This is a genomic window from Aliikangiella maris, assembly GCF_040719265.1.
GTDB lineage: Bacteria > Pseudomonadota > Gammaproteobacteria > Enterobacterales > Kangiellaceae > Aliikangiella > Aliikangiella maris.
The window spans coordinates 25,783-49,846 of sequence record NZ_JBFDAH010000008.1; the positions used below are offsets into that span (position 1 = coordinate 25,783).

Annotated in this window: 11 protein-coding genes; 3 read left to right on the top strand and 8 right to left on the bottom strand. The window is 37.0% G+C overall.

Annotation, left to right across the window (positions count from 1 at the left end; all coding sequences use genetic code 11):
- Window positions 1–68: 68 nt before the first annotated feature.
- The gene (locus ABVT42_RS09235) at window positions 69–968 is read right to left on the bottom strand and encodes a uroporphyrinogen-III synthase (protein WP_353874605.1); all 900 of its coding nucleotides are present in this window, start codon (window positions 966–968) and stop codon (window positions 69–71) included.
- Between the two features lie 266 nt (window positions 969–1,234).
- Here ABVT42_RS09235 and ABVT42_RS09240 point away from each other — a divergent pair, with 266 nt between their 5' ends.
- A complete protein-coding gene (locus ABVT42_RS09240) occupies window positions 1,235–1,687 on the top strand; it encodes a GFA family protein (protein WP_353874604.1) in 453 nt (150 codons plus the stop codon).
- 101 nt (window positions 1,688–1,788) lie between these two features.
- On the opposite strand, the gene ABVT42_RS09245 is transcribed toward ABVT42_RS09240, so the two are convergent.
- From ABVT42_RS09245 to ABVT42_RS09275, 7 genes are all read right to left on the bottom strand, one after another.
- Window positions 1,789–10,314 carry a hypothetical protein gene (locus tag ABVT42_RS09245; protein WP_353874603.1) on the bottom strand — a complete coding sequence of 2,842 codons (8,526 nt, stop codon included), beginning with the start codon at window positions 10,312–10,314 and terminating at the stop codon, window positions 1,789–1,791.
- Window positions 10,304–11,932, bottom strand: a complete 1,629-nt coding sequence (locus tag ABVT42_RS09250; protein ID WP_353874602.1) for a hypothetical protein — start codon at window positions 11,930–11,932, stop codon at window positions 10,304–10,306. The genes ABVT42_RS09245 and ABVT42_RS09250 overlap by 11 nt, the downstream gene beginning before the upstream one ends.
- A gap of 11 nt (window positions 11,933–11,943) precedes the next feature.
- On the bottom strand, window positions 11,944–15,375 hold the full coding sequence (locus ABVT42_RS09255) for a hypothetical protein (RefSeq protein WP_353874601.1): 3,432 nt from the start codon (window positions 15,373–15,375) through the stop codon (window positions 11,944–11,946).
- Between the two features lie 107 nt (window positions 15,376–15,482).
- Window positions 15,483–15,863: a hypothetical protein gene (locus ABVT42_RS09260; protein ID WP_353874600.1), complete on the bottom strand. Its 381-nt coding sequence runs from the start codon at window positions 15,861–15,863 to the stop codon at window positions 15,483–15,485.
- A 127-nt stretch (window positions 15,864–15,990) separates the two neighbouring features.
- A complete protein-coding gene (locus tag ABVT42_RS09265) occupies window positions 15,991–16,323 on the bottom strand; it encodes a hypothetical protein (RefSeq protein ID WP_353874599.1) in 333 nt (110 codons plus the stop codon).
- Between the two features lie 340 nt (window positions 16,324–16,663).
- Window positions 16,664–17,680, bottom strand: coding sequence for a helix-turn-helix domain-containing protein (locus ABVT42_RS09270; RefSeq protein WP_353874598.1), 1,017 nt, complete (start codon window positions 17,678–17,680; stop codon window positions 16,664–16,666).
- Window positions 17,677–18,600, bottom strand: coding sequence for a GGDEF domain-containing protein (locus tag ABVT42_RS09275; RefSeq protein WP_353874597.1), 924 nt, complete (start codon window positions 18,598–18,600; stop codon window positions 17,677–17,679). Before ABVT42_RS09275 ends, ABVT42_RS09270 begins: the two co-directional genes overlap by 4 nt.
- A gap of 578 nt (window positions 18,601–19,178) precedes the next feature.
- Here ABVT42_RS09275 and ABVT42_RS09280 point away from each other — a divergent pair.
- Window positions 19,179–21,968, top strand: coding sequence for a TonB-dependent receptor (locus tag ABVT42_RS09280; RefSeq protein ID WP_353874596.1), 2,790 nt, complete (start codon window positions 19,179–19,181; stop codon window positions 21,966–21,968).
- Window positions 21,969–22,037: 69 nt separating this feature from the next.
- Complete coding sequence (locus tag ABVT42_RS09285; protein WP_353874595.1) at window positions 22,038–23,999, top strand: phytase; 1,962 nt, start codon at window positions 22,038–22,040, stop codon at window positions 23,997–23,999.
- Window positions 24,000–24,064: the final 65 nt, after the last annotated feature.

Sequence of the window (24,064 nt, forward strand, 5' to 3'; positions counted from 1 at the left end):
ATTCAATTGCGGCGAGATTCGCTAAATTATCGTTTAGCTGTATCTGTTTTATGTTTCTGAACCAAACCTTATTCTCCAAGGTACGACTCAAGGTATTCTTTTACGCATTGTACCAATTGTGTGTGTGATGCGCCCGCAGATACGGCAACTATTGTAAATCCTTTTTGTAACGCCAATTGTTTTAGGCGCTCGCTACTGACCACAATCGGTGTGCGATGCAGGTAATCACTGGATAGTCCAAGTATACGATAAAGATTCTCCAGCGCTTCGTAACTTGTCACTATCCAGATAGGATGTTGCTTTTGTTGTTCGATAATCGCTTTTTGAGAAGTAAAGTCGGGAAGTTTTCGCTGATAGACATCTAGCGTAAGAACTTTGGCGCCTCTTTGTTGCAAGGTTTGCGACAGGGTGTTGCGTCCACCAACACCCTTAATAATTAACCAGGATTGCCCGGCTACCGCTTGTAATTCAGGAAGATTAAGTAAGCCCTCACTATTCATTTGTAAAGGAGAAATAACTGATTGACTAATATGTTGTTGTAGCGAACTTGCTGTTTTTTCTCCAACGGCTAGCCAGTATTTGACATGCTGGCATGACTCGTATGCGATTTCTAGTGGTATTGATTTGCTATCTTTGGCGGTATTGCTCGTGGCGTAAACCTCTTGGTCGGCAGTATGAGGCGTGAAGTTACCATCGACTAGTGGCGAATTAAAAAAATGGGCTACCGCATTGGGGCTAATGGCAATGACGCCATCAATATTGGATAGATCGGGCAGTTGAAAAGAACAGGCTTCAATTTGTAGTAAAGGCTGGTGAGAGACGATAAGTTCAATGCCCAATTGTTGACCTACTTGTTGGAGCGCCGTAATAAGCGCATCGGCTTGGCCGAGTGGGCGTGTCACTACCCAAATATGCTGATTTACTTTGCTCGACAGTTGAATTTGTGCCGTTTGACGGGAGTCGCTCACACAATCACCTTTGTTCAACGAAGTTATTTGAATAAGTTTGATTTTTTAAAGCCAACATAATAAACGATATTAAGCATAGCTTGTATGATTAAGTGTACCAGAGGCTGGTTAAAGCGTGAGTTTACCGATGAATACTCTGTGCGCACAAATGACAATAATTACTTAATATTTAAAAATCCTGGTTAAAAGTTCATAATAAAAGCTTCAAATAAATGAGATGGTGTTTTACCTTCTGAGCGGTAATTGAGTTGAATAAGGAGTAAGTGATGATTGAAAAAGCGCAAACGAATGAAAATACTTTAACTCACAATAAGCTAATGAATAAAATTTTGAGTGGTGGATGCCATTGCGGTGCGATTCGCTATATTGTTACCGGAGAAGCAATCGATAGTGATTATTGCCATTGTCATGATTGTCAAAAATCAGTGGGCGCGGTCGCTGTAACCTGGTGTGATTTTAAATCTGAAAACTGTCAATGGCTTGAAGGTAAAGTGAAGGAGTACCAATCGTCAGATAATATTTTTAGAGGGTTTTGTGAAAATTGTGGTACTAGTTTAACCTATCGACATAAGGATTATCCTCAGTTCACCACAATTGCCAGCGCCACTTTAGATGATCCAAATCGGGTGGCACCTAAATATCATATTCATACTGCCAGCCAGCCAGACTGGTTAGTGATTGATGATGCGCTCGATAAATATCCACACGCACGCAGTTAATGATTAAATAATTGTTTGTTTCGAGACGATTATGATTAAAAGAGGTTCTGGTTTATCCAGAACCCCGTCAATTTGATGCAGTTAATGACAATGCTTATTGTTTAAAAATCACATTCTAGCTGGAATTTTTGCTGAAATATTACGCGATTTTCATCTAAATTAGAAAATACATCTAGCCCAAAATTAAACCTGCCATTTGGATGACCCGGAATATTGCTGCTTAGCCAATCGGTCAGTGTCGAACTGACCTCGCTGGCAAAACTTTGTCCTCTGTCTGAAATAGTCAAATCAGTTGGTGTGACTAACAATACCGGAACCGTAATCGGTAAGGATGTATCTGGAATCAAGTAGGTATATTCGCAATGCAGCTTAATCATCAGCGTCGAAAAGTCTACTGTTTCACTTAATGCATCGAATAATGCACTCATGTTATCTTGCAATGAACGACCAGATTTAGCCGGATAATTTTTAGTACCAATTTCGGCGATGTTCAAGGTGGTATTACTGTTGAGTAATGTTAACAATTTAGTGTAAAACTTAACCAATGGTGTCTGATAAATAAAATGTTTATTGGTTGGTTGCCAGCCGCTACCACTGGTTGCCGGTAGTAATTCGAGATTACGTGTGATTAAGGCGCCACCCCAGGCATTTTGCAGATTTAAAATATCGAAATCTTCAAAAATCACTTGGCGATTTGGATTTTTATTCCGGTCAGCGTAAGTTAAGTAGCGCTGTGTTTGAGGATTAAAGTATTGCCAGGTGTTGGCTAAGTCAGAGACAGGCTTCGTTTGATAACCATTAATTTGAACCTGTGGCATGATGCTCATTGGGTTATTACCAATGGGCGTAACTTGAATTTGTAGATTTGGACTAGTGGCAGATTGTACTTCGCTCACCTGATAGTTTAATTCTACAGGCCCTTCATTGGCTTGCATTTGAAGTCCTTCTGCAAGCATCGACTTTTTCCTTGGATTGACCTGGTTCCATTGACCCCAAGCCGTTGCGACACTGCTGATGATACTGCTAAATGCTTCGACCGCAAAGCGTGCGTTGGTATAAATGGTGGTTTGGTCTTTCACATCTTTTGCAGTCAGCTGAGTCAGATAAATTTGTAAGTCTTTTTCAATCGCTGGATAAACACTGACAAATTGAGCCAGTTGTTGATCGAGAGCGCTCAATGATGATACCGATTTCTGATGAGGCGATTGATAATTCTCTGGGACATTCAGCTCAACTTTTAGTTCGATTGAATCCTGAGCGGCAACGGAGTTGACATAATTATATCCAAAGTTCCATTGGCGAGCTTCGGTCAGTGTTGTGATGGGAGAGACTGTTGGGTAAATGGCATTTTGTGCAGTGACTGATGGTGGTGTTGGATAAGAGCGCAGCGGGACCGGAATAGAAACTTTCCCCACATTCCCCATCGATGGCGCCAAAGGTATAACAAAGGTTAGCCAAGTTGAAGCCAGATAACCTTCAATTCCCGCTACCGTTTCAATTTGCTGTTCAAGGTGACTGACTTGATACTGCATATTACTAAAATCAAATTTTCGATATTCGGGTGTATCCTTCGCTTCAAATAAATAGGTAAGCCAAGAGTCACCTTGCGCCATTGGCAGCTTAGCCGTTGACAGTGAATATTCGGTACTGGCATCACTTTGCGACACTGCAGGATCTTCCCCCATCATATTGCCATACAACCTGGGTATGTAAGGACTTTGTGGCGGCTCATTATTTGAACCCTGCCACGAGGAGCATATGGTTGTTGGTGTTTGCACTGAAGTGGTATACCGATAAGCATTCGACAATTGAATCAGCATTTGCTGTTTCCATTTCTCTTGCGCATTTTCAATATTGGCCGCTGTTGATTGTGCTGGTGTTATAATGAAATCAATGGTGCCTTCTATTGCTTCGGCCAGGGCTTCTTTATCATTTAAAATTTGTTTTAACTGCTCTCCATTATTTAATAAAAACAATGGAACGGCAAAACCTGGCGCTAGTAAATTATCGACCGCTTCTAAAAATTGTTTTCCCCAGTTCTCTAAATCAATATTAGAAAATGATTTTTTAACTTCAGCACCATCAACGGGAAACGGTTGTCCGGTTTGATAACTTTGTACGGTTGTAGTCAGTGAAATCAGGCTGGTCGCAAGTGGAATGGGTGAGCAAAAATAAACCTGGCTGTTATCAAAGGTGTAACGAATACCGGATTGTCCTTGTGAATCAAAACGTACAAACCACAAAGGATGCGTGTTTTGACTGCCGTTACTGGATAAATCACTGGCAGTTGCCACTTTGAGTTGAATGCCAGCAGTCGGTTGATCTTTAAATGCATTTTCAAACTCGGATGCAAATGCAGTGAGTGATAATTGATTTGCTGTTTGTGCCTGATTTGCACCATTTGATGCAGGCTTTGACTGCGACTGTGGTTTTAAAAGTGTTTGTGCGCTACTGACGCCTGGCGCATCGGCAAATTGTGGATCAATGTTGTCAGTACGTTGTAATGACAGACTGACATTTAGCGGAATAGAGTCGGCATAGCTAGCAATACTGGTTGGTGTTACATCATCAGTAATCTGGTAAGGTGAAGGTATACCGCTGGGATTGGGAGCTGCCTGTCCGTCTGCGATCGTCTGTAAATAGGTAATAATGGGTTTTATTAGCTGAGTTAACAGTTGATTAATATCAATTTGACGTTGGCTGCCTTCTGGCGATTTTTGTGAACCATCAATTGAACTTTGAAAATACATATTGATGCTGCTGCTTTGTAATTGATAAGCGAGTTGAATGTAGGTTTGTAAATCAATTTTTGCCTGATTAATTGCGCCAGCATCACCTGTGTCATACCGAGAGGTTGTAAAATAAAAATTGATAACAACCTGAGGTAAATTCGTTGTTGGATTGGTTTCAAATAAATAATAGCTGGATAATGACGGCCATTGGGATAACGCAATCAATTGATCGGTATATAAAATATCCATACTGACCGGAACATATGCAACATCATTATCTGGAATATTCCCAAACATATCTTGCCAGTTGAGCTGCATTTCAACTGTTTTACCAATCCCCAAATATGGATTTGGAAATCCACTATAACTCTGCTCCGTTTGGATAAACTTATAATAAGGAATAACTGCTGAATAATTCCAAGGACCTTGTGGATCGCCGGTTGGTTCTTCGCCAGCCTGACTTTTAGCAATTTCTTCATCTGTCATTGGATTAGTTGGGCCATCAGGTAAGTAATTTTTATAGACTTCAACCGAAGGCAAACTAATACCGAGTAAATTAAATTGATTTTGTAAATATATTTGATCTTCCTCTTTACTCGGCGGCAGTGACTGAGGATTATAGTCTCCCGGATTTTCGCGCACTAACTCATAACCAACACTGCCTGTAGGAATAGTTGGCACAGGAATTGTTATTTCAGGTGATTGAGCAAATACCGCTGTTTTAGAAGGGTCGAGCTTGTCGAGCGTAACAACGCTGTTGATAAAAGGTTGTGCCACAAAGTCTTGCAGGGTGATAACAATTTGAACTTCTGCTATACCGTTTTCATTAAATAAGTAATCAGGTAAACCTTTATTATCATCGGTTTCATAATAAAAATAAAAACCGCCCGACCGAACGATACTACATTCCCAAAGTTGGGTAATAAATTCTGCGGGTGAATTTAATGTATTAAATTGTGGTTCACTGGATTCTTCACTCACCGCTAGTAATAGCATTGACGGTGGCGGTGGATTGGTTTCTGTTGACAAGTTTGCTTTAATAATTGCACTACTCAACTGACCATTTTCAGAAGAAACATAACCCGCTTGACCTTGTGTTGGATCGGGTTTCATTAAAAATTGTATTTGCTTAAAAAAACGCTGATTAACATTGGTGCCGCGAGCGGTTAACAAATTAATATAACTGAGCATTTTTTCCAGCAGATCAATGCTGGCATCGTTGGCACCAATTAAATCATAAATATTGGCAGATAATGGCGTATTCGTTAAATCTTGGGCACTTAAACGTCTCACATTAACACTAATATTCGTTGACCAGAGCAAGTTCGTCACTTTTCCTCTAATGGTTTTATCACCTTGTCGAGTTAGTGTTTGTAAATCAACCTGAATGGCTTGTCCCATATTTTCATTCATGGCATCAATAAAATTAGGCGGCATTTTCCAAATTATCGGAGAGTTGTTTGAACCACTAACCAGCTCTCCCGGATAGTTCCAAATAGCTTCCCCACCAAGTGAAAAATTTTGAGGGGTAATATTGCAATTATTAATTGCTTTGGGATAACTGGCTTGAATAGATGGTGCTAATTTGATTGTTGCTGTATCAATTATTCGCTGAATTTCGTTACTGTCAATCGTGACTGATAATTGGTTATTTGTCGCATTAGTGAGTTTTATCCAGTCTGCTTGTGAATTGATTAAATTGAGCTGGTATTGATCGCTGGTTTTAATACTATCGGGTATTGCAATCTGTTGTCCTGTTAATACATAAAGTGGTTGTAGTTCACCAGTATTGGCATCGGGCGGTACTGGTAAGCGCATTCCATGTAGCATAAATCTCGAAGCCATACCGCTTAGCTGTTGACTATTTTCGGTCGTTATTGCACCGTCAACCAATGCTTTAACCGTCGATGTTGCCTCACCTTTTGCTGTCAGATAATCAATAGCAGTTTGTAAAACCTGCTTTGCAATTAAAGCAACAAAATCAGTCAGTATTACTGTTGGCATAGAAAGATCGGGTTGCTGCTGATAGTCTGGATTTTTAATCGGAATATCACCGCTGTTAGCATAATAATTGGCAGTAAGCTGACTTTCATAATCGACGGCCAGATTAGCTAGAATATTGCTCAAAGTAGCGATATAGCCGGTATTACCTGTCATTGATTGTGTCGCAAAATTAATTAAAGGCCCTTTGGTTTGATTAAATTCCGTTTGCATTTGTAGTTCAGGAAAAATTGGAAATACGCTGGCCGATAAATCTTGAGATTGAGCATCATTTACTGATGTTATTGAAATGCTAAAGAATTGCTTCAAGAAATTCTGAATATCATGATTATTCTGATTTAAATAATTAAATGGTGCCTCATTGTCGGGGCGAGTTTCGAAGTAAGTTAAAAGCAGTTTTAATTGGTCATCAGTGATGGTTTGGCTTTGTATCCAACTTAATGTGGTATTTGCTTGTTGAGCACCAATGACCGCATTAATGACCCAATAAAGTACCCCCTTGGCAATGGCCGTCATGCCATATTCAGTATTGTTAAACACATTACTACCGGTATTTAAATACAACATACCAACATATTGTGCTCCCTTATTGAGACCATTATAAGATTCACCCGAAATAGTTAAATGGGGTGAAAAATAAAGATCTAATCCATAGCTGATATTTGAATCATCAATTGTAATTGGTTGCCAATTTAACATGACTGGCTCACTGGCTAAATCCGGCTCAGCAAAATTCATTAAAAATGCTTTTGATGACAAATGGCTGGCCTTATACCAAAGAGAATCTTGTGGATGATCGTGTCCAATGGTAAACGCTGCCTGAATTGTTGTATGAAAGCTTAAATGAATCGTAATTTTAAAGAGGCCAAGATTTATGCGGACGCTTAAACTGACGCTGACACCTGCTTCAAAAGAAATAGGAATCGACATATAAGATTCGACAACCAGAGTGGCGGAAATATAAGCCGTGATGTCAAAACTGGCCGATATGATGGCAAAGTTAACTTGTCCATAAATTCGACCAACCAACGCCAATGTGCCCTGAAATTTATAATAATGATCGATCTCTTTATTTAATGGGGCTGGTAAATTTGGGTTAGGTGTATAAGTTGCAAAGGTTCCTTGAAATATACCAACTGCAGTTAATGAAAGACCGGCACTAAGTATCCCTTTGTTAATGGTTTTTCCGACACCAAGATTAAGTGCAATACCGGCTTCGATAACTGGGTTAAACACGCCTCTATTGCCCGTTGCCGGTAAGTTAGTTGCTGTTGCGCCACTAAGATAACCAAAATAAAACCCACCTGAACCAAGAAAAGGAAAAACTTGAACGGTAAATGAGCGAGAAAAGTCGCTAATACTTTTAGGCCAGCCAATATCGATATAAAAATTTCCATTGGTATAAATTTTAAATCCAATGTTAGGTAGTGTGATGGAAACTTCGCCAAACTCAAGTTGACGATAAGCCTCGGGTAATTGCAGTTCTATTTGATAAACGCCAATGGAATCATTAATTTTTTTATACAAAATTTCAAATTGAAGATTCGCCAGAAATTTTGCATCTTTACTGATACTAATTAATAAACCATAAAGATTAGGATCATTAAATACAAAAGCCAGATTATAAAACTTGGCAACAACAAAATTAGCACCAATTAGCCAGTTACTGTTTTGATTAAAAATTAAGGCGCCGCCACTGGCTTTAACGGGAATCGTATTGGGTTGATTATTAGTATCTTTAAAAGCACCTGACATATCATCAATTGCTTGACTGATGGAATCAATATTCTGGCTACTTGCCAGTTGTATATGTTGTCCCATGCCCAGAAACTTGAGATCAAAAAACTGACTACCCATGCCCGGTACAGCAGGCATTTGTTGAACATTACTGCCTTTACCTGCCAATGCTTGAGTTGTTGGATCATCTGCGGTAATCGTCAGACCTAAAAACTGGCCTTCAAAACCAAGAAAGACACCGCCGCTATCTTTGGTTAATGTGATATTATCAATATTTAGAAAGCCGAGATCGATTTTTCCAGCATAAACTAATTCAAATTTAACACTGCTGTCAGACTTTTGCTTGATGTATTTTAGTGATAAATTATCGAGATGAATACTGTTGAGCAAACTCCAGGGTGATGATAATTTAAAGTTTCTATCAATACTTTGAATTAAAGAACTCAGCATTCCACCTAAAGTTTCATTTTGAATCGTTAAGGTAATGACACTTTGTTTGCTATCTTCAGTATAGTCAGCTCGAATTTGCTTCCATTGTAAATATAATTCTTTGCTACCTGCGGCTGTATCGAAGACATATCCGGCCTGAAAGGTTAAACCTAATAAATCGACTACTCCTGAAATTTTTCCATTGAAAGTTTCATTTTGATAGGTCACATCGACGGTTGCTTGCAGAGACGCACTAAAGCTTTGATAAACCAGTTGCCAGTCGGTTGTACCGATTACACGATAAGATTTTTTTACACTTGAAATCGATGGTGGAATAGTTGCTTGAAATAAAATATTTGATATTGAAAGGGCGCTACCCCCGTTACTGACAAAGGAAGGTAAAGGAACCGTTAGTGCCTTAAATACCGAGTTGAGTAGCGGGATTAATTCTATTTGCTGGTCCGGCAAGGTACTTGCACCAAATTGCCAGCCTTCCTCGGTGCCTTGGTAGTTAACACCGCAACTTAAGTCGAGCCCACCCGATTGAGGACCAATGTGAAAAAGACCGGCAAGAGTGGCTTTATTTAAACCTTGTTGCCTACTGGCCGCCATTTTAATTTGGGTTAAAGTAAATATCAGTGAATTATTGATATTAATAAACTGCCAGTCTGTTTCGATTTGACAGCTTAAATCATAATTTTTTTCCGCCGGGGCAATATCAATATTTAACGCCGATATTTCAGATTTTAAATCAATTGAAAAGCCCGGTAAAAATACATTGACTAAATCGGTTAACTGAACGGTGCCTTCGGAAAGTGTCGCAGTTGCACTAAATGTAGGTAGGTAAACACTGATTTGTAAATTATTTTGCGAAGCTTTACCAATAGAAAAATTACCAGTAATAACAATAGCGGTTGAACGCGATTGTGTATTTCCTGGGTTGTTAACCGTCGCAAAAAATTCTAATCCGGTAACTGTTAGCTGAGGAATTGGATTCCATGTTTTATCTGGATCGGCTGCGAGCGTTACATTAATTTGTGATAGGTTTTTATTTTGAAGATCATAAATAATACCGATATTTTGCAGGCCGATATCATCAAACGTATTAAATGGTGCAGGCATCGTTCCAACGATATTGACACCACCTAGTAAACTGAAAAAATTTGCTATATTAGGGTAATTCTCTGCAAAACTGCCGGTGAGTATAAATTGTTGCCCACTACCTGGAAAACTTGCCGTTACCGCCAGCGTTTTTCCTGCGTCAATAATTCCATTCATGGATGCACTATTCACAGTACCATCATCACTGGCTTGAATTGTAAAGCCGGGCTGCGAAATGGCAAACCAATTGACACCGTCCAGCTCCCAGGTTCCACTCGAAATTGAGGCATCAAGATCCATTAAATATTGATTGTTTTGCAGAGTAAAGCATAATGAATTGATCTTGCTTTCAAATCCAAATGCACTGCTGGTACCCGCGATGGAAATTTTTGACTCATCTTTAGCCAGTACAATGACAACATTATCGATTTTTAAACTATTAGCCACCAACATATTTAGGTAAGTAACAATATTGCCATTGCTGATCGCACCTGGAATTAAATTCAGAGTCGTTCCGGTAACATTGGCCAGCAGTTTGTCATAAAGTTGCTTGATTAAACCATCACCACCAATAGTGGTTGTTCCCTTTTTAGAAGGTGCTATGGGTTTTACAGATTTAGTTGTCATGGGATGCTTTCTCCAATAAATGAGAATCGATATCCATAGAAGCCGGAAAGTGTTTAATGAAGGTGTAAGCCATAGCACGAAATGCTTTGTCATTCACTTCGTCATGAAAAAATAAACTTAGTTGGGTAAAGTAATCGGTCAATGGTGTATTGCCATTGATAGTTTGTACCATGAGTTCAATCATATCTCCCAGAACTTTTGCCTGACCATCAATCATAGTTTTTATATCGGTTTTTAAACTATTGGTGCATGACCACATAAAGGAAGACTGTTCGACAAGTATTTTATCTGTAGTTAAAGGAAAGTTGGGATAAATCGGTGTACTGAAAAGCTTTTTTTCCTTTCCTTTACCTCGAAAGTTAATAGGTTTTTTGGCGCCTGATGCTGTATTCATTTGTAAATAGGGTGTACCAACATTAATTGCATAATTTAATGTTCCTTTTCCCTCTAGAATTGACGGAATTGAAGCGATAGAGTAAAAATAATTAAAAGCATCGACCGGCAATGATCCCATTTTTAAAATAAGACAGCCGCCTTGTGCACTAATTTTTGCATATTCAGTGGTAAAGTTGGTAATGTCTGCAATTACAACTTTGCCGGTTAAATGTTTTTTGATAAATGCATTTTGAGTTTCATTAAAGGTTGTTGTATCTTCACCAGAAAAATAGCTTTCTAATTTTTGGTAACTAACATTGGTTGGATTATCCATTACCGCAATGACTACTGGCAATTTTAAACGGCTGTTTTCTGGGTTGAGTTCTTTGGCAATAAAAAGACTGGTAATATAGTTAAACAAAATATTTAAACTAAACGCGGCGATATCGTTAGTGCTAATACCGTAAAATGGTGAAAAGTTACATTTGTTGGCACTAATTAATGTTAGAATATTGCGGTAGGTATCAAGACTTGCCTTTTGTGGAGACTGACTAAAACTTTCCCAAAAAGCGTCATTTACCTGGGGAAAATTAGTATACAGTCCACGTAGTGCACAAAAAGTTAAGCCATCAACTAGTGGATTAGTCGATTCTAAAAAGCTTTCCAGATTTACTAAATCATTCGGTTTTGATTCGTCAGCAGGAAAACTCCATATACCATTTGTGGTTGGCCACTGGAAAGGTTGTACCATTAAAAATTGTGAAACATTTAAGGGATAAGCATAATTAATTGAACCTTGATCCGTTCCACCACTGATACCAAAGGAAGTTTTTGCCAAAGAAATTTTCTGAAATCCATTAGTTGCTGGTTTTAATGCAATAAAGCTGATTTTTGTTCCATTAATTGTCACCGGATCAGTTGGCTTACTTGGATTAAAGCCCGGTATAAGAACGGCGAGTTTATCAACCGTTAAATTACCTTGTGTGCCAGGATCATAGGTAACGATAACATTTGCAATAGGCTTTTTAGTGACAACTAATATTTTCTCCATTAAGCGCATCATGAAATTAACGGTGCTTGCCTGATGACCTCGCCCTGGTGAAGCCGAAACAAATACGCGAAATTCACCAAATGCATAAAGCTTATTACAGAATAAATCAACATTGTCATAAAAGTTTGTCGTTGCTCGCTCGATAGCGCTATCGACTAAATTTTTTACAAAGAGCTGAACAAAATTTGACATCACAAAATCTCCTAACCATTTTTCACATAGGCGCCATACCAGCCTAGACTTTCTGGTGGTGCAGTTGTTGCGGGATTGCCAAACAAAAAGAAACCAATATTGCCTCCAGGAGGAAAGCTTAATCCTAGTACCTTAAGTGCGATATTATTGAGTTTCATCAGATAAGATTTATTATCATCAGCGACACTGAGACTTAAAGAACCGATATCAAGTTTTAATACACCTTGTAGACTAAGTGCGGGTGCTTGTGGATTTACGCCGGGTAGTTTTAATCCCGCCGAAACACCATTACCTCCAACATTCCAGGCAATCATAAAGGTTGTATTGAATCCTGCTGAGCTGGCCAATGAACCGAGTGTACCCATATTGAGTTTAAAGGTTAGCGCATACCAATTGCCGTTGACTGCCTGTTGCTGTTCAAGTGATGGAAGTGATAAATTCAAGTAACCTTGTGCATCAGGTGAATTATCTTTTGTTCCCGAAATTAGACCATTTAGTTGTAATGGAAAATGTCGATATAAACTTGACGAACGGGAATAACTACTGCCCAAATCAAATGAAATACTTTCAATATCAAAAGTGAACACTTGGTTAGTTGGTGTGTCGAGTGGAAATGATAAATCTATATAAAGATTAGAAAAAGCAACGCCTTTATTATTAAGCGGTGTATTATCTTCATTGCCAAATGATAGCAAGTCCATTCCACTTAGTGCATAAAAATTAATATAACCAAAAAAAGAAAAGCGTGATTCTACTTGGCCAGCTTTTTGTGTATCTTGTGAAACTAATGTTACAAAGTTCGATTTTAAAATTTCAACGTCTTGAATAATATGACTATTTAGCTTAATAACATTATCGCTGGTAGCATCAAATGTATAAGCGGGTATACCATTATGATTTTCATAAGTCCCTTTTAAAATCTGTAGATTCGCACGGTTGCTAGTGTCGACACTTTCGCCAAACAGTTGATTAATTGTTAAAGCAATATAGCTGTTAAAGTTAATAATTCTCGAATTTTCAAAAGCCACTTTGAGTTGTAGTACGCGATAAATATAATTGGCTGATGTATTGATGGGAGCACTGCTTTGATAGCGCTCTATGTCGCTGTTATAGGATTGAAATGTTGTATCTTCATAATTAATTAGACCAAACAGTGAACTGGTAGGTTGCATGGTCAGTGACTTACTGTCACTTTTGACAACACTCATATCAATACCAAAATGGTGTGCATTAAAGCGTGATAAGTCGATACCTGCTAATAGCCCTTGTAGTTCTTTAGGAAAGTTGGTGAGAGAAATATTAACTTTTAATGCCAGCATACCTTGCCAGTTTGGATCGGTGACTATTTGAGAAAATTTATAATAGTCATTATCATGTTGCTGTTCATATTTATTAATACCTTGCTGAATATACTCATTTAGCCAGGAAGAAATGTTGGGTAGTCCATTTTCTGTGGTATTGTTAAACTTATCTGGTTGTGTCCAGTATTGAATGTTGTTCACTCTTTCTTGAAGTGATTGATCACAAAATTTAAAAATTAAAATATTGTTGTATTGTCCATAGGTGTTACTTTGCGGCACTTTAAATTCAAATGGCCACTCTTCTATTTCCATTAAGTTGTAAAAATCACCGAGAATTCCATCATTATTATAAGTGACAACTAAAAATAGTTGATTGGTTTGAAATGCAGATTGCAGTTCGGGAGTCAGCATACTGAAATATAAGTTATAAATTGGCGATAGTGTCCCTTGACTTTGTAAAAACTGATTACTGGCTAACTGCATTTTCTCCCATTGTGCTGTTGCTGGATTAACTTCAAGATAAAATCCTTGCGGGCTGGTAGATTGTATTGGTGGTGTTGTGTCTTGATTAGTTGAAGAAGGTTGTGACTGATGGCTATTTTGTGCGTTAATCAGAGCATCAGCAATGGTAATTTTTCGATTGGGGGATAATATTTGTTGTTCAAATTGGGCCGCGTTAAACTTGGTGGGAAACTGTGTATTCTTTCCATAACTAACCATCGGAAAATAAATAATATTTTTATGTCCGCTAAGTGTTCCTGAATTTGCAATAAAATAACTTAAAAAGTTATCGCTGCTACTATTGGTATATAGTGAGCTGCCTTGTGGTTGGGAATGATAAATTATGGGCACGTTGCTATTGGCTGATAATACTCCAATCCAAGCGGTTAAGTAATTTTTTGATAGCGGTGTTTGCTGCTTATTCGCACCAATATTAAATGTATTGTTGCTAATTGGATACTGATTAATATAAGCGGCGCGATTCCCCGAAAAGCAGATGAAATCTCCGTTAGAATTGCTTGTTTGTGCTGTAATTGAAATAGACTCAGTGCCAGACAGCCCACAAATCAATCTAAATTGATTTTTTTTGTCTAGATGTTTTTCATCGTCATTACTTACCGCAGGTATAAAATAGCCGGTTGGAATAGTGTACCAATTATCCTGATGGTCATCTGGTGAACGCTCAGAGAATGTTAATATCGCACTCGATACCGATGGAATATTTGCACTACCATTGGCTGAGCTGAGATCAATATTCGGGATAAAGCTAATTGGTATACCATAATCAGAACGAAAGTTTGTTGCCAAATTGGTTGGATAAGTTTGATTCGTGTTTTTATTTTGATTTAAACCGATTAATGCCAGATAAGTATTGATCGCTGATTGATTTAATAAATCTAATGGGTTAATACTGGCTTGAGTTAGTATCAAATCATTTTGGCTTCCATCTTGAAAACAAAGATAATTTATTTCATTAAGGCTATTGTTATTAGAGAAAAAATATTTTTGCGAAACATCGAAAGCTTCTAAATCTGTGCCATGATTCAGACCCACTATAAAGCGAATTGCACCCATCACACAGCCCGTTAAAGGAATTTCTACATTGCTTTGAGGTTCGGTATTAGAAGCAATATTATTGGCACTAAGATTAATAAATTCAGGCATTGGGGGGCCTGAAATAATAAATCGATTATTCACCGTATCTAGATCGACTTCAACGCCCGTTCCTGATGCAAGTGATAAAGTTATAAAGTTATTGCCAAAGTTAAAGTTATAGCTGGTTAATAAAGTAAATGAAGAGCTGCTTTTGGCCTGTAAATAGATCAATTGAATATTTTGATTTGAAAATGGATTATCTGGTTGCTGAAACCACACTATTGCCCCAGCTTGATAATTCTTTTTGATTGAGTTTAAGTATTGATAGGCATTAGTAATAAATTGACTAATATTATTGGGTATTGATGCTGCAAATAGATAATAACCCTGATATTGTACAGTTTCCGAAAATTTTATCGTGCTACCAGGTTTCGGTGTCTTATCGGGTAGTGTTTCGGGTAATAGAAATGCACACCAGAATTGACCTTCTGGAGCCAAATAGATTTGGTTTGAATCTGAACTTTGGGTAAATATTAATTCAGCCATAATAACACCATTTTCTCAAGTTATTGATTTGGTTATGATGTAATACAGCTTAATTTTGAGTTAAAAAAGAATTCTACTTTTATGTTTTATGGCATTTTAATTTGTAGTTAGGGTGAAACATACCAGCCTACCAAGTCTCCAATAAAAGTAAATGATTCGTTATTAGCTGATACCGAGTAATGAAAATTGCCTGATAATGTAGAGACTTCTGGATAAACAGCCAGATTTAAGGTGAGTTTTCCTTTTGCATTGGTATTAGCTAACTGAACATCAAAATTATATACTGTATCATCCTTTACTAAAGTGTGAACGCCGACTAATTGGGTTGCCAGGTATAAAGTGCAAGTTACCAGTTTTCCATTAGCATCAATTTTGTACGTTACTTTTAAATCACCAAAATATCTTTCACTGCTTTCACCAGGCTTTAAATAAACCAGTGCCTGAGGCTCATTGGCAGCCTGGTCTGCTATGCTGTTGACGCTGATCAACAGTTGTCCAACGACCAGCAATGATAAAAGAAAAGCTTTCAGAGGCAGAATTCGAGTTAGCAGTTAAAAGCACAGCAGTTTACCTAAAAGTAAACTGCCAATTAAAATGGATTCAGCTTAATTTTTTTTAATTACTCCAAGAACAGATCTGTTTGCTATATGGTGCAGTATCAGCACCTTGTTGATTAGTGGCATTACCCACAATAGAAACCTGTCCTTCAGTTAAGCCAAAAGCGGCGTGAAAAGTAATTGAAGAAATTTGTACAACTTGTTCGCCAGCTTTATATTCAATATTGGTTGCCGTTGGTTGTACTGGACTTAATGTTATTGTGCCTAATAAACCCGCTGCTGTATTTATTTTTACCGTTGCGACTTGCATATTATCGACCAGATTCACTGTAGTACTTGCAGTAACACTGTTTACTAATAGAACATTATCACAATTGACTGGGTAAGACATGGTGCTATCCTTAATTGGTAAGTTAGTGGACATTAAAAGCTTTGAAAAACAGCACAGCAAAATGGTAACTATGGCATTTGCTAATCTGATTTTCAAAACAGAACATTTCTCTTGAAACTGCGGATCCGAGTCTTTAGGTATAGTTTGTAATAGAATATTGTCAATGAGTATTTTAAAAAGTATTCTAGTTTTGAATATTTTAAAATTGACTCGATTTTTAATTCTGATCATTTTTGACAATAGATTTAAATGAGAATAAGTGGATGTAGAGGCAGAGTGGGATTAACTAACGATTAAACTCATCTGTTTAATCTAATGTTAAGAAGAAAACCGGATTAAGCTAGCCAGCTATTCGTTTCAGTTGACTGGGCGTCGTTCCGGTCCAGCGCTTAAATGCTCTTCTAAAATTGGTCAGATCACTAAACTGTAACTTTCTGGCAATGGATTCATTAATATCACCTTTAACGAAAACTTGAAAAATAGCCTGGTGTGAATGAACTTGATCGATTAACTTTTGATAGGTTGTACCATGTTGTTTGAGTTTTCTTTTCAACGTCGCTTCACTGAGCTCTAAAATTTCAGCAACTTGGTCTTGTTTCAGTTGATAGTTTTGGCAAAGCTGATAAGCAATGAACTGCAAAAGCCCTACTGAGGATGATTGGTGAAACAAATCTCGACAGACTTTTAGATTTTGCATTTTAAGCAGACGACTGCTATCGTCCAGTGGTCGGCTGAGCCAATGACTGTCGATAACTATCATCATAAGAGGTTGATTAAAATGAAGCTGTTGTCCAAGATTTTCTTCATAATCAAATATATTGGTTGGTCGCTCAAAGGGAAAATAGAAATGGAAAGGCAACGTTTTATTCATACGCCATTTGCAACTGTTATGAATTGCTGTAGATAAAACCTCTTGAAAAAATTGAATATGGATATTTTGTGAAATAGCAGGTGATATAATAAAGTAAGTTTTTTGTAGATGATGTTCGATATTGAAGTATAAATAAGGGAAAAGACTAAGTTGAAAATAACGAAGTAATCGAATCATCTCTGCAAAATGACAAGTGTTCATAAGTAATTGATTTAAGTGATGTCGATTTCCAGGAAAAAGCCGACGACCAATTAAAAAGCTCAAATCGTTTCCTGGTACCATTTTTTGTGCATTTGTAATAATTTGAAAAATTTGCTTGCTACTGATTTTAATATTTTTTTGATTTAAATCCTCATAAAAAATTTGACTACCTTTAAGTAACTTATTCGGTTCAACGCCACGATTTTTTGCCAGATCAGTCATGATGATAGCCATGTGGTGGCTATCAATTATTTTTTCGTTAATATCAAACCAGTGTTTATTCATGCTACTCGACCTTGTGATTTGTCTTGCTTTATGATGGCCATCTGTGAATTTAGTACATGATATAAATCATTTAAATTTTCAACGTTTTTACTGTCTGCCAGACTTATGCTTGCTCGATGATAAAAGGCTTGAGCATTTTTCTCAGGTTTAAATGCCAAAGCGTTTATGGCGGTTTCTAATTGATAACTGATTTGTATGGCCTCGCCATAATGAGTGTCTGGTAGTAAGATAATAAATCGGTCTCCCGAGTAGCGACAGGCTAGATCGGTTGTTCTCAAATTCATTAAAATCAAGTTAGCAATTTCTCGTAGTAATCTATCTGCTTTAGTATCACCAAATTGACGTACAAAATAATCAAAATTATCTACATCAACCATGAGCAAACAAAATCGACTGCTATTATTTGACCGAGCCAGCTCCATTTGAATTTGAGTATGCATGTACTGTGCACTATAAAGTCCGGTTACATAATCGCTTAATGCATGTTCACGATAATATCGTTCGCGATTTTGTAACTGTTGATTGAGCATGATTTGTTCATTATGCCAATGATAAAGTGCAATACTCATTAAAATCATACCGATAGGTGCTGGAATTGATTCATACGCTGTAAGCCAAGTGTGGTTAGCAGGATAAATTAAAAATTCATCGAGTAAATCAAGCAGTAACGAAATATGTAAAAACAGTAGTCCGTAAACCAATAGGCGAGTAACTCGCCCAGCCGGTCGACTGATTAAAATAGCTATGATCCATATGAGACTAATTAAGGCAATACCACCTTCGCCAAGAATATCCGAAATTTCTATCTGTGATGTCGACTTAAACGAGCCAATTGAAAATGTAAGAATGAGGGTCAGCAATATAAAACCACAAGTATTAATCAATAATTGGCGATGTAGTTTGATTAATTGAAAACTCATATTGGTAAGCCTTGGTGAGTTTTGTATTATTATGTAATTTACAAAATGTCAGTTAATTTAGATAAAAATGATTATTGAGCTAATTAATAACATCAAGCCTTCTTAATCTAATAACAACATAGTTACTGTGACTTTATTTAGTTCTAATCTAATCACAATAAAAGCGATACCTTAAACTAACCATTGCATGATGACATTGCGTAGTTTGGTTGTTGTTAATCATAGATTAAAAAAGGTTTCGACAGTCTTTAATAAAATGATAACTGAGTGTATATGAGCCGTACATTTTTTAACAGGGTTATATTAGCTCAAGAGATTGACAAGAATTTTAAAAATAGCTGAAGATATTATTAAAAATACCGCAACAATCGATTAATTAATCAATTTAGCAGAGTCTAATTAGCTCAATTTAAATGATTTTGATATCGGAATAATCTAATTGCTCAGTAATTTTACCTCGCCTACCACTAACTGAAATATGTGTGTCATCTTTGGCCCTTAATTTGTAGCGAAAATATGATTTCGTACATTTTAAAGTTAATAAAAGTAGTACCAATATAAGCGCGCTGGAGAATTTAATGTTAGGTGGTAAAAGTATACGGGTTAACGCAGTTGTCGCAGCCTTGGCATTAGCCTTATCGACATCTGTTTTGGCAGAAAGTGAAATAGTTGGTAAAGTGTCTGATAAAAGTGAAAGAATATACTTTCAAGGTGCTTTAATCAAAATTAAAGAGTTGGATTTAACTCAGGTAAGTCAACGCGATGGAAGTTTTCGTTTTAAAAACATACCGTCTGGTCTATATACATTAGTTATTCACTATCTTGGCGCCAAAGAAGCTGAATACCAAATTAATCTCGGCAAAGATAGTGTTATTCGAGATATATATTCAATTGAACCGGTTGATAATGGATTAGAAGAAGTTATTGTCTTGGGGCAAAGTGCCAGTCAAGCAAGCGCTTTAAATCGACAAAAAAATGCACATCAAATTAAAACTATCGTTTCGTCAGATGCCGTTGGTGAATTTCCCGATCAAAATATTGCAGAATCTTTACAACGACTGCCCGGAATGTTTATTCAACGAGATCAGGGTGAAGGTCGCTTTGTTGGCATTCGGGGAATTGATCCAAATTTGAATAATTTAACGATTAATGGCAGTCATATTCCTTCTCCAGAAAGTGGAGTACGTAGTGTGGCGATGGATGTTATTCCAAGTGAATTAATTGGTAGTCTTGAAGTCAGTAAAACTGTGTCGCCAGATATGGATGCTGATGCTGTCGGTGGTTCGATTGAAGTAAAAAGCTTAAGTGCCTTCGATCGTCAAGAAGGCGGATACAGTATTACTGTACAAAATAGTTACAATGAGTTGGTAGACGAAAACAGTCCTAAAATATCGGCGAGCTACTCTGACATAGTAGATTTATCTAATGGTCATCGTATTGGTATTGCAACGGCAATTAGCTATTTTGAGAGAAAGTTTGGTTCATTTAATATAGAAACAGATGGCGGCTGGGGAGAATTTGAGTTTGAAGATGTTAATAGTGGTGATGATGTAAGTGGTTTTGCTACCGAAGAAATCGAACAACGAAATTATCAGATTGTAAGAGAACGACTTGGGCTGGCTCTTAATCTGGATTATCGAATTGATGATAACAGTTACTATCTTCGAATTTTACAGAGTGAATTTTCTGATGATGAGTATCGATTAAGAAATGAATATAAATTTGATAAAGGACTGATTGAGCCTGAAACCTGGAATGCGGTTACAGCGAATTTCTTTGATGCAGAAATGGATCGGGATACTAAAGATCGTTTTGAAGAACAAACCATTACCTCGATTGTCGCTGGCGGTTTGAATAGTTGGCACAACTGGTTAATTGAGTACAGCTTTGGCTATTCCAAATCGAGTGAAAAAGAGCCTGACCGACTCGATGTGGCTTTTGCTGGCGAATCATTAAGCCTTGTTTATCAAGCTGATGGTGCGATACCTAAACTCGCACAATCTGATAACGCGCATGATTTATCTGTTTTTGAAATGGATGAAATTGAATGGGTTAATAATTTAACTGAAGATAAAGAAACCAGTTTTAAGATTGATTTTTCTCATGACTTCGTTTGGAATAACTTTAATAGCCAATTTAAATTTGGTACGAAATTACGTCGACGCGAGAAATTTAATCATGCTGACATCACCATTTACGACGGTGGGTTCGGCAATGTAAACGCTGCTGATTTTAGTGCTAATACACCAGTCTGGAATCTTGGAAAATTTGGTCCAGGATTAGATAGACGCAAACTTAAACAATGGTTTATTGACGTACAGGATGGTTTAGACGTTAACACTTTGGATAGTCAAATTGATAGTCAGGGAAGTTCATTCATTAGTGAAGAAGATATTAATGCTGCTTATGTTATGTTGACTATGGATATTGGTCAGTGGAATTTGGTCTCTGGACTACGTTATGAAAAAACACAGTTTTCAACTACTGGCAACAAAGTTGAATTAGCGATCAATGAGGTTACTGATGAAGAAACAGTATCGGTTAATCCATGGCAGGTCAATAAAGATTATGACTACCTTTTACCCAGTATAAATGCAACTTACCAATTTAATGACAAATGGCTCACTCGATTCGCTTATAGTCAGACTATTGCCAGATCGACGTTTGCTGATTCAGCGGCATATCAGTTAATAGAATCTGAAACGGTAGCAGAAGAGGGAAGTGTGGTAACTGAACGTAAAGCTGAGGCTGGTAATCCACAACTGAAGCCATATGAGTCAACTAATTTTGACTGGGCTGTAGAATATTACCCAGGTCAAATCGGATTATTATCCGCGGGTGTTTTCTATAAATCAATTGATAATTATATCATATTAGCAGAAGTTCAAAGTGATGAACCCAATAATCCCTGGAGTGGCTATGAAGAAGTCGTACAACCTATTAATGGTGGAAAAGTTGACATTCAAGGTTTTGAGTTTAGCTGGGTGAAAAATTTTCAATCAGGTTTATTGATCAGTGCAAATGCAACCTTGACGGATGCCGATAATGAAATTCCTAACCAGGCTGATACGGTTGCTAATTTAGTTGTTGGTTATGAAACGAATCAGTTTAGCTCTAGAATTACCCTAACACATAAAAATAAAGCATATCAATTTGATGATAATGATTTATCGGTTTATGAAGATAAACACAATCAGGTAGATCTGAGTGTTAAATATTTTCTGAATGACAAATCACACATCTATTTGAATGCAATTAATCTAACCGATGAACCTTTCTATTTGTATCATACTGAGCGTCTCTATAATTATCAGTATGAAGAATATGGCCGTTCGTATGAAGTTGGTTTTACTTGGCGATCCTTTTAATTAACTTGAGAAATAAGGCTCAACAATTGATGGTTGAGCCCCTAGGCTATAATCAAGCGAGCGTTTTTAATGGAAAGAAAGTACTGGTTTTTAAATTTTCTACTTTGTTTTATATTACTTCCTTCTTATTGTTTGGCAATAGAAGATATGGTTGCTGTAAAACAAAAGAAATGGTTAATCATAAGTGACAAGGAAGGATTAAAATTAACAGATCAAGCGAATCAAGTTATTTCATACTATCCCGGAAGTTACAAACAGGTTGATGCCTATATTATTAATGATGATGCGAATGAAAATTTATTTATAGGCGCACTAAATTCACTGACCAATGGGATAGATTTTTTCGAAGTGAAAAATAATCAACTGATTCGCCTTATCACAATATCTGAATTAAATAGCGCTCTTGAAGGCTTTTGTTTTTACTATAATCAATCGTTGGCAACCTTGGATGTTTTCTTGCTGAAAGATCAAGAACCTGTCGAGCAAAAAACAGTGTATCGAAGCTATTTAAAATCAGTAGTCAATCAAAGCGTTAGAACGATTCCATTTGTCGGAAAAGATTCTCGATGTAGTGTCAATTCTAACGGACAAGTACTTTATATTGCAGAAGAAAATATAGGGGTCTGGCAATTTAATGCAAACGCTGAAACACCACTTAAAAAAAGTTTGGTTTGGTATAGTAGTGAAGCTCAATTAGAAAAATATCCCATAAAAAAAATAGAGTTTGTTGATTCTATTGGACTTGTCATTTTTCAAGAAAATAGAAATGTATTAACTTTATTACAAGATAAAGCAAGTAAACCTATTTCGATATTCATTCCATTTGAGCAGCCAATAGATGAAAATTTTACCGCACGTTTTAGTTATAATAATCGATTGACTATTCATTCATATGATGAAGAACGACTAGTTTTTAGTAAAACCGTTAGTAAAAAACAATTAGCTAACGAATCAACAGTCAATAATTTAGAGAGTAATTTTTTTACTGTAGAACCAACGGCTGAAACAACACCCGTTGTAAACTGGGGAGATGCTGCTGATGATCCTGCGGTATGGGTCAATCATAAAAATCCACAGAAAAGCTTGATTCTTGGGACTAATAAAAAGTCGGGATTATCAATCTATAATTTGGATGGCAGCGAACAGCAATATATTGCTGCAGGAAGATTAAATAATGTTGATATTCGTCAGGGGCTAGAATTGGGGAATAAATCTTACGCGGTAGCTGTTGCTAGTGAGCGTAATCAAAACGCGATGGCTTTTTTCTTGATTGATGAACAAACTCGTCAGACTACCTTGATAAATACTGTGGTGACCGGACTTGATGATGTTTATGGAATCTGTCTGTATCGACAGAGCCAAGATGAACAGCTGTACGCCATCATTAATGATAAACAAGGAAAATTTAATATTTATCATATTGCGGTTTATCCCACATCTGTAGAAGCTCGATTAGCAGGGCAATTTAGTGTGATTGATCAACCAGAAGGGTGTGTGGCTGATGATCGACGTGGAATTTTATACATCGGAATTGAAGATCATGGTATCTGGTCATTAGATATTAACGCTTATTTGAGAGAAAATGAAAGTTTGCAACAGAGTTTCCTAGAACAACAGAATCAGCTACAACAAGATACAAAAAATCAACTGAATCCAAATGTTATACCGCAAAAACTATTTGCCGTGAATGAATTAGTTAAAGCTGATATTGAGGGACTGGCACTCTATCAAACTGCAAATCATAATTGGTTGATTGTTTCTAGTCAGGGAAATGACAGTTATGCGATTTTTGATGTTAATGAAACGATGAAATATCTAGGTTCGTTTAAAATTGTTGCAAATTTAAAACAAGAAATAGATGGTGCGTCAGAAACTGATGGTTTGGAAACCGTCAGCTTTTCATTGGGAGAAAAATATCCAGATGGGCTACTTGTTGTTCAGGATGGAAGGAATGTTATGCCGATGGAGCGCCAAAACTTTAAATTGGTTTCCTTTAAAGTTATTTTAAATAATCTCAAAAAAAAATATTAACATCTCATGAATTCTGTAATCACCACTTTATTTATTAAAGGGTTAGCCTAATATAATAGACATTA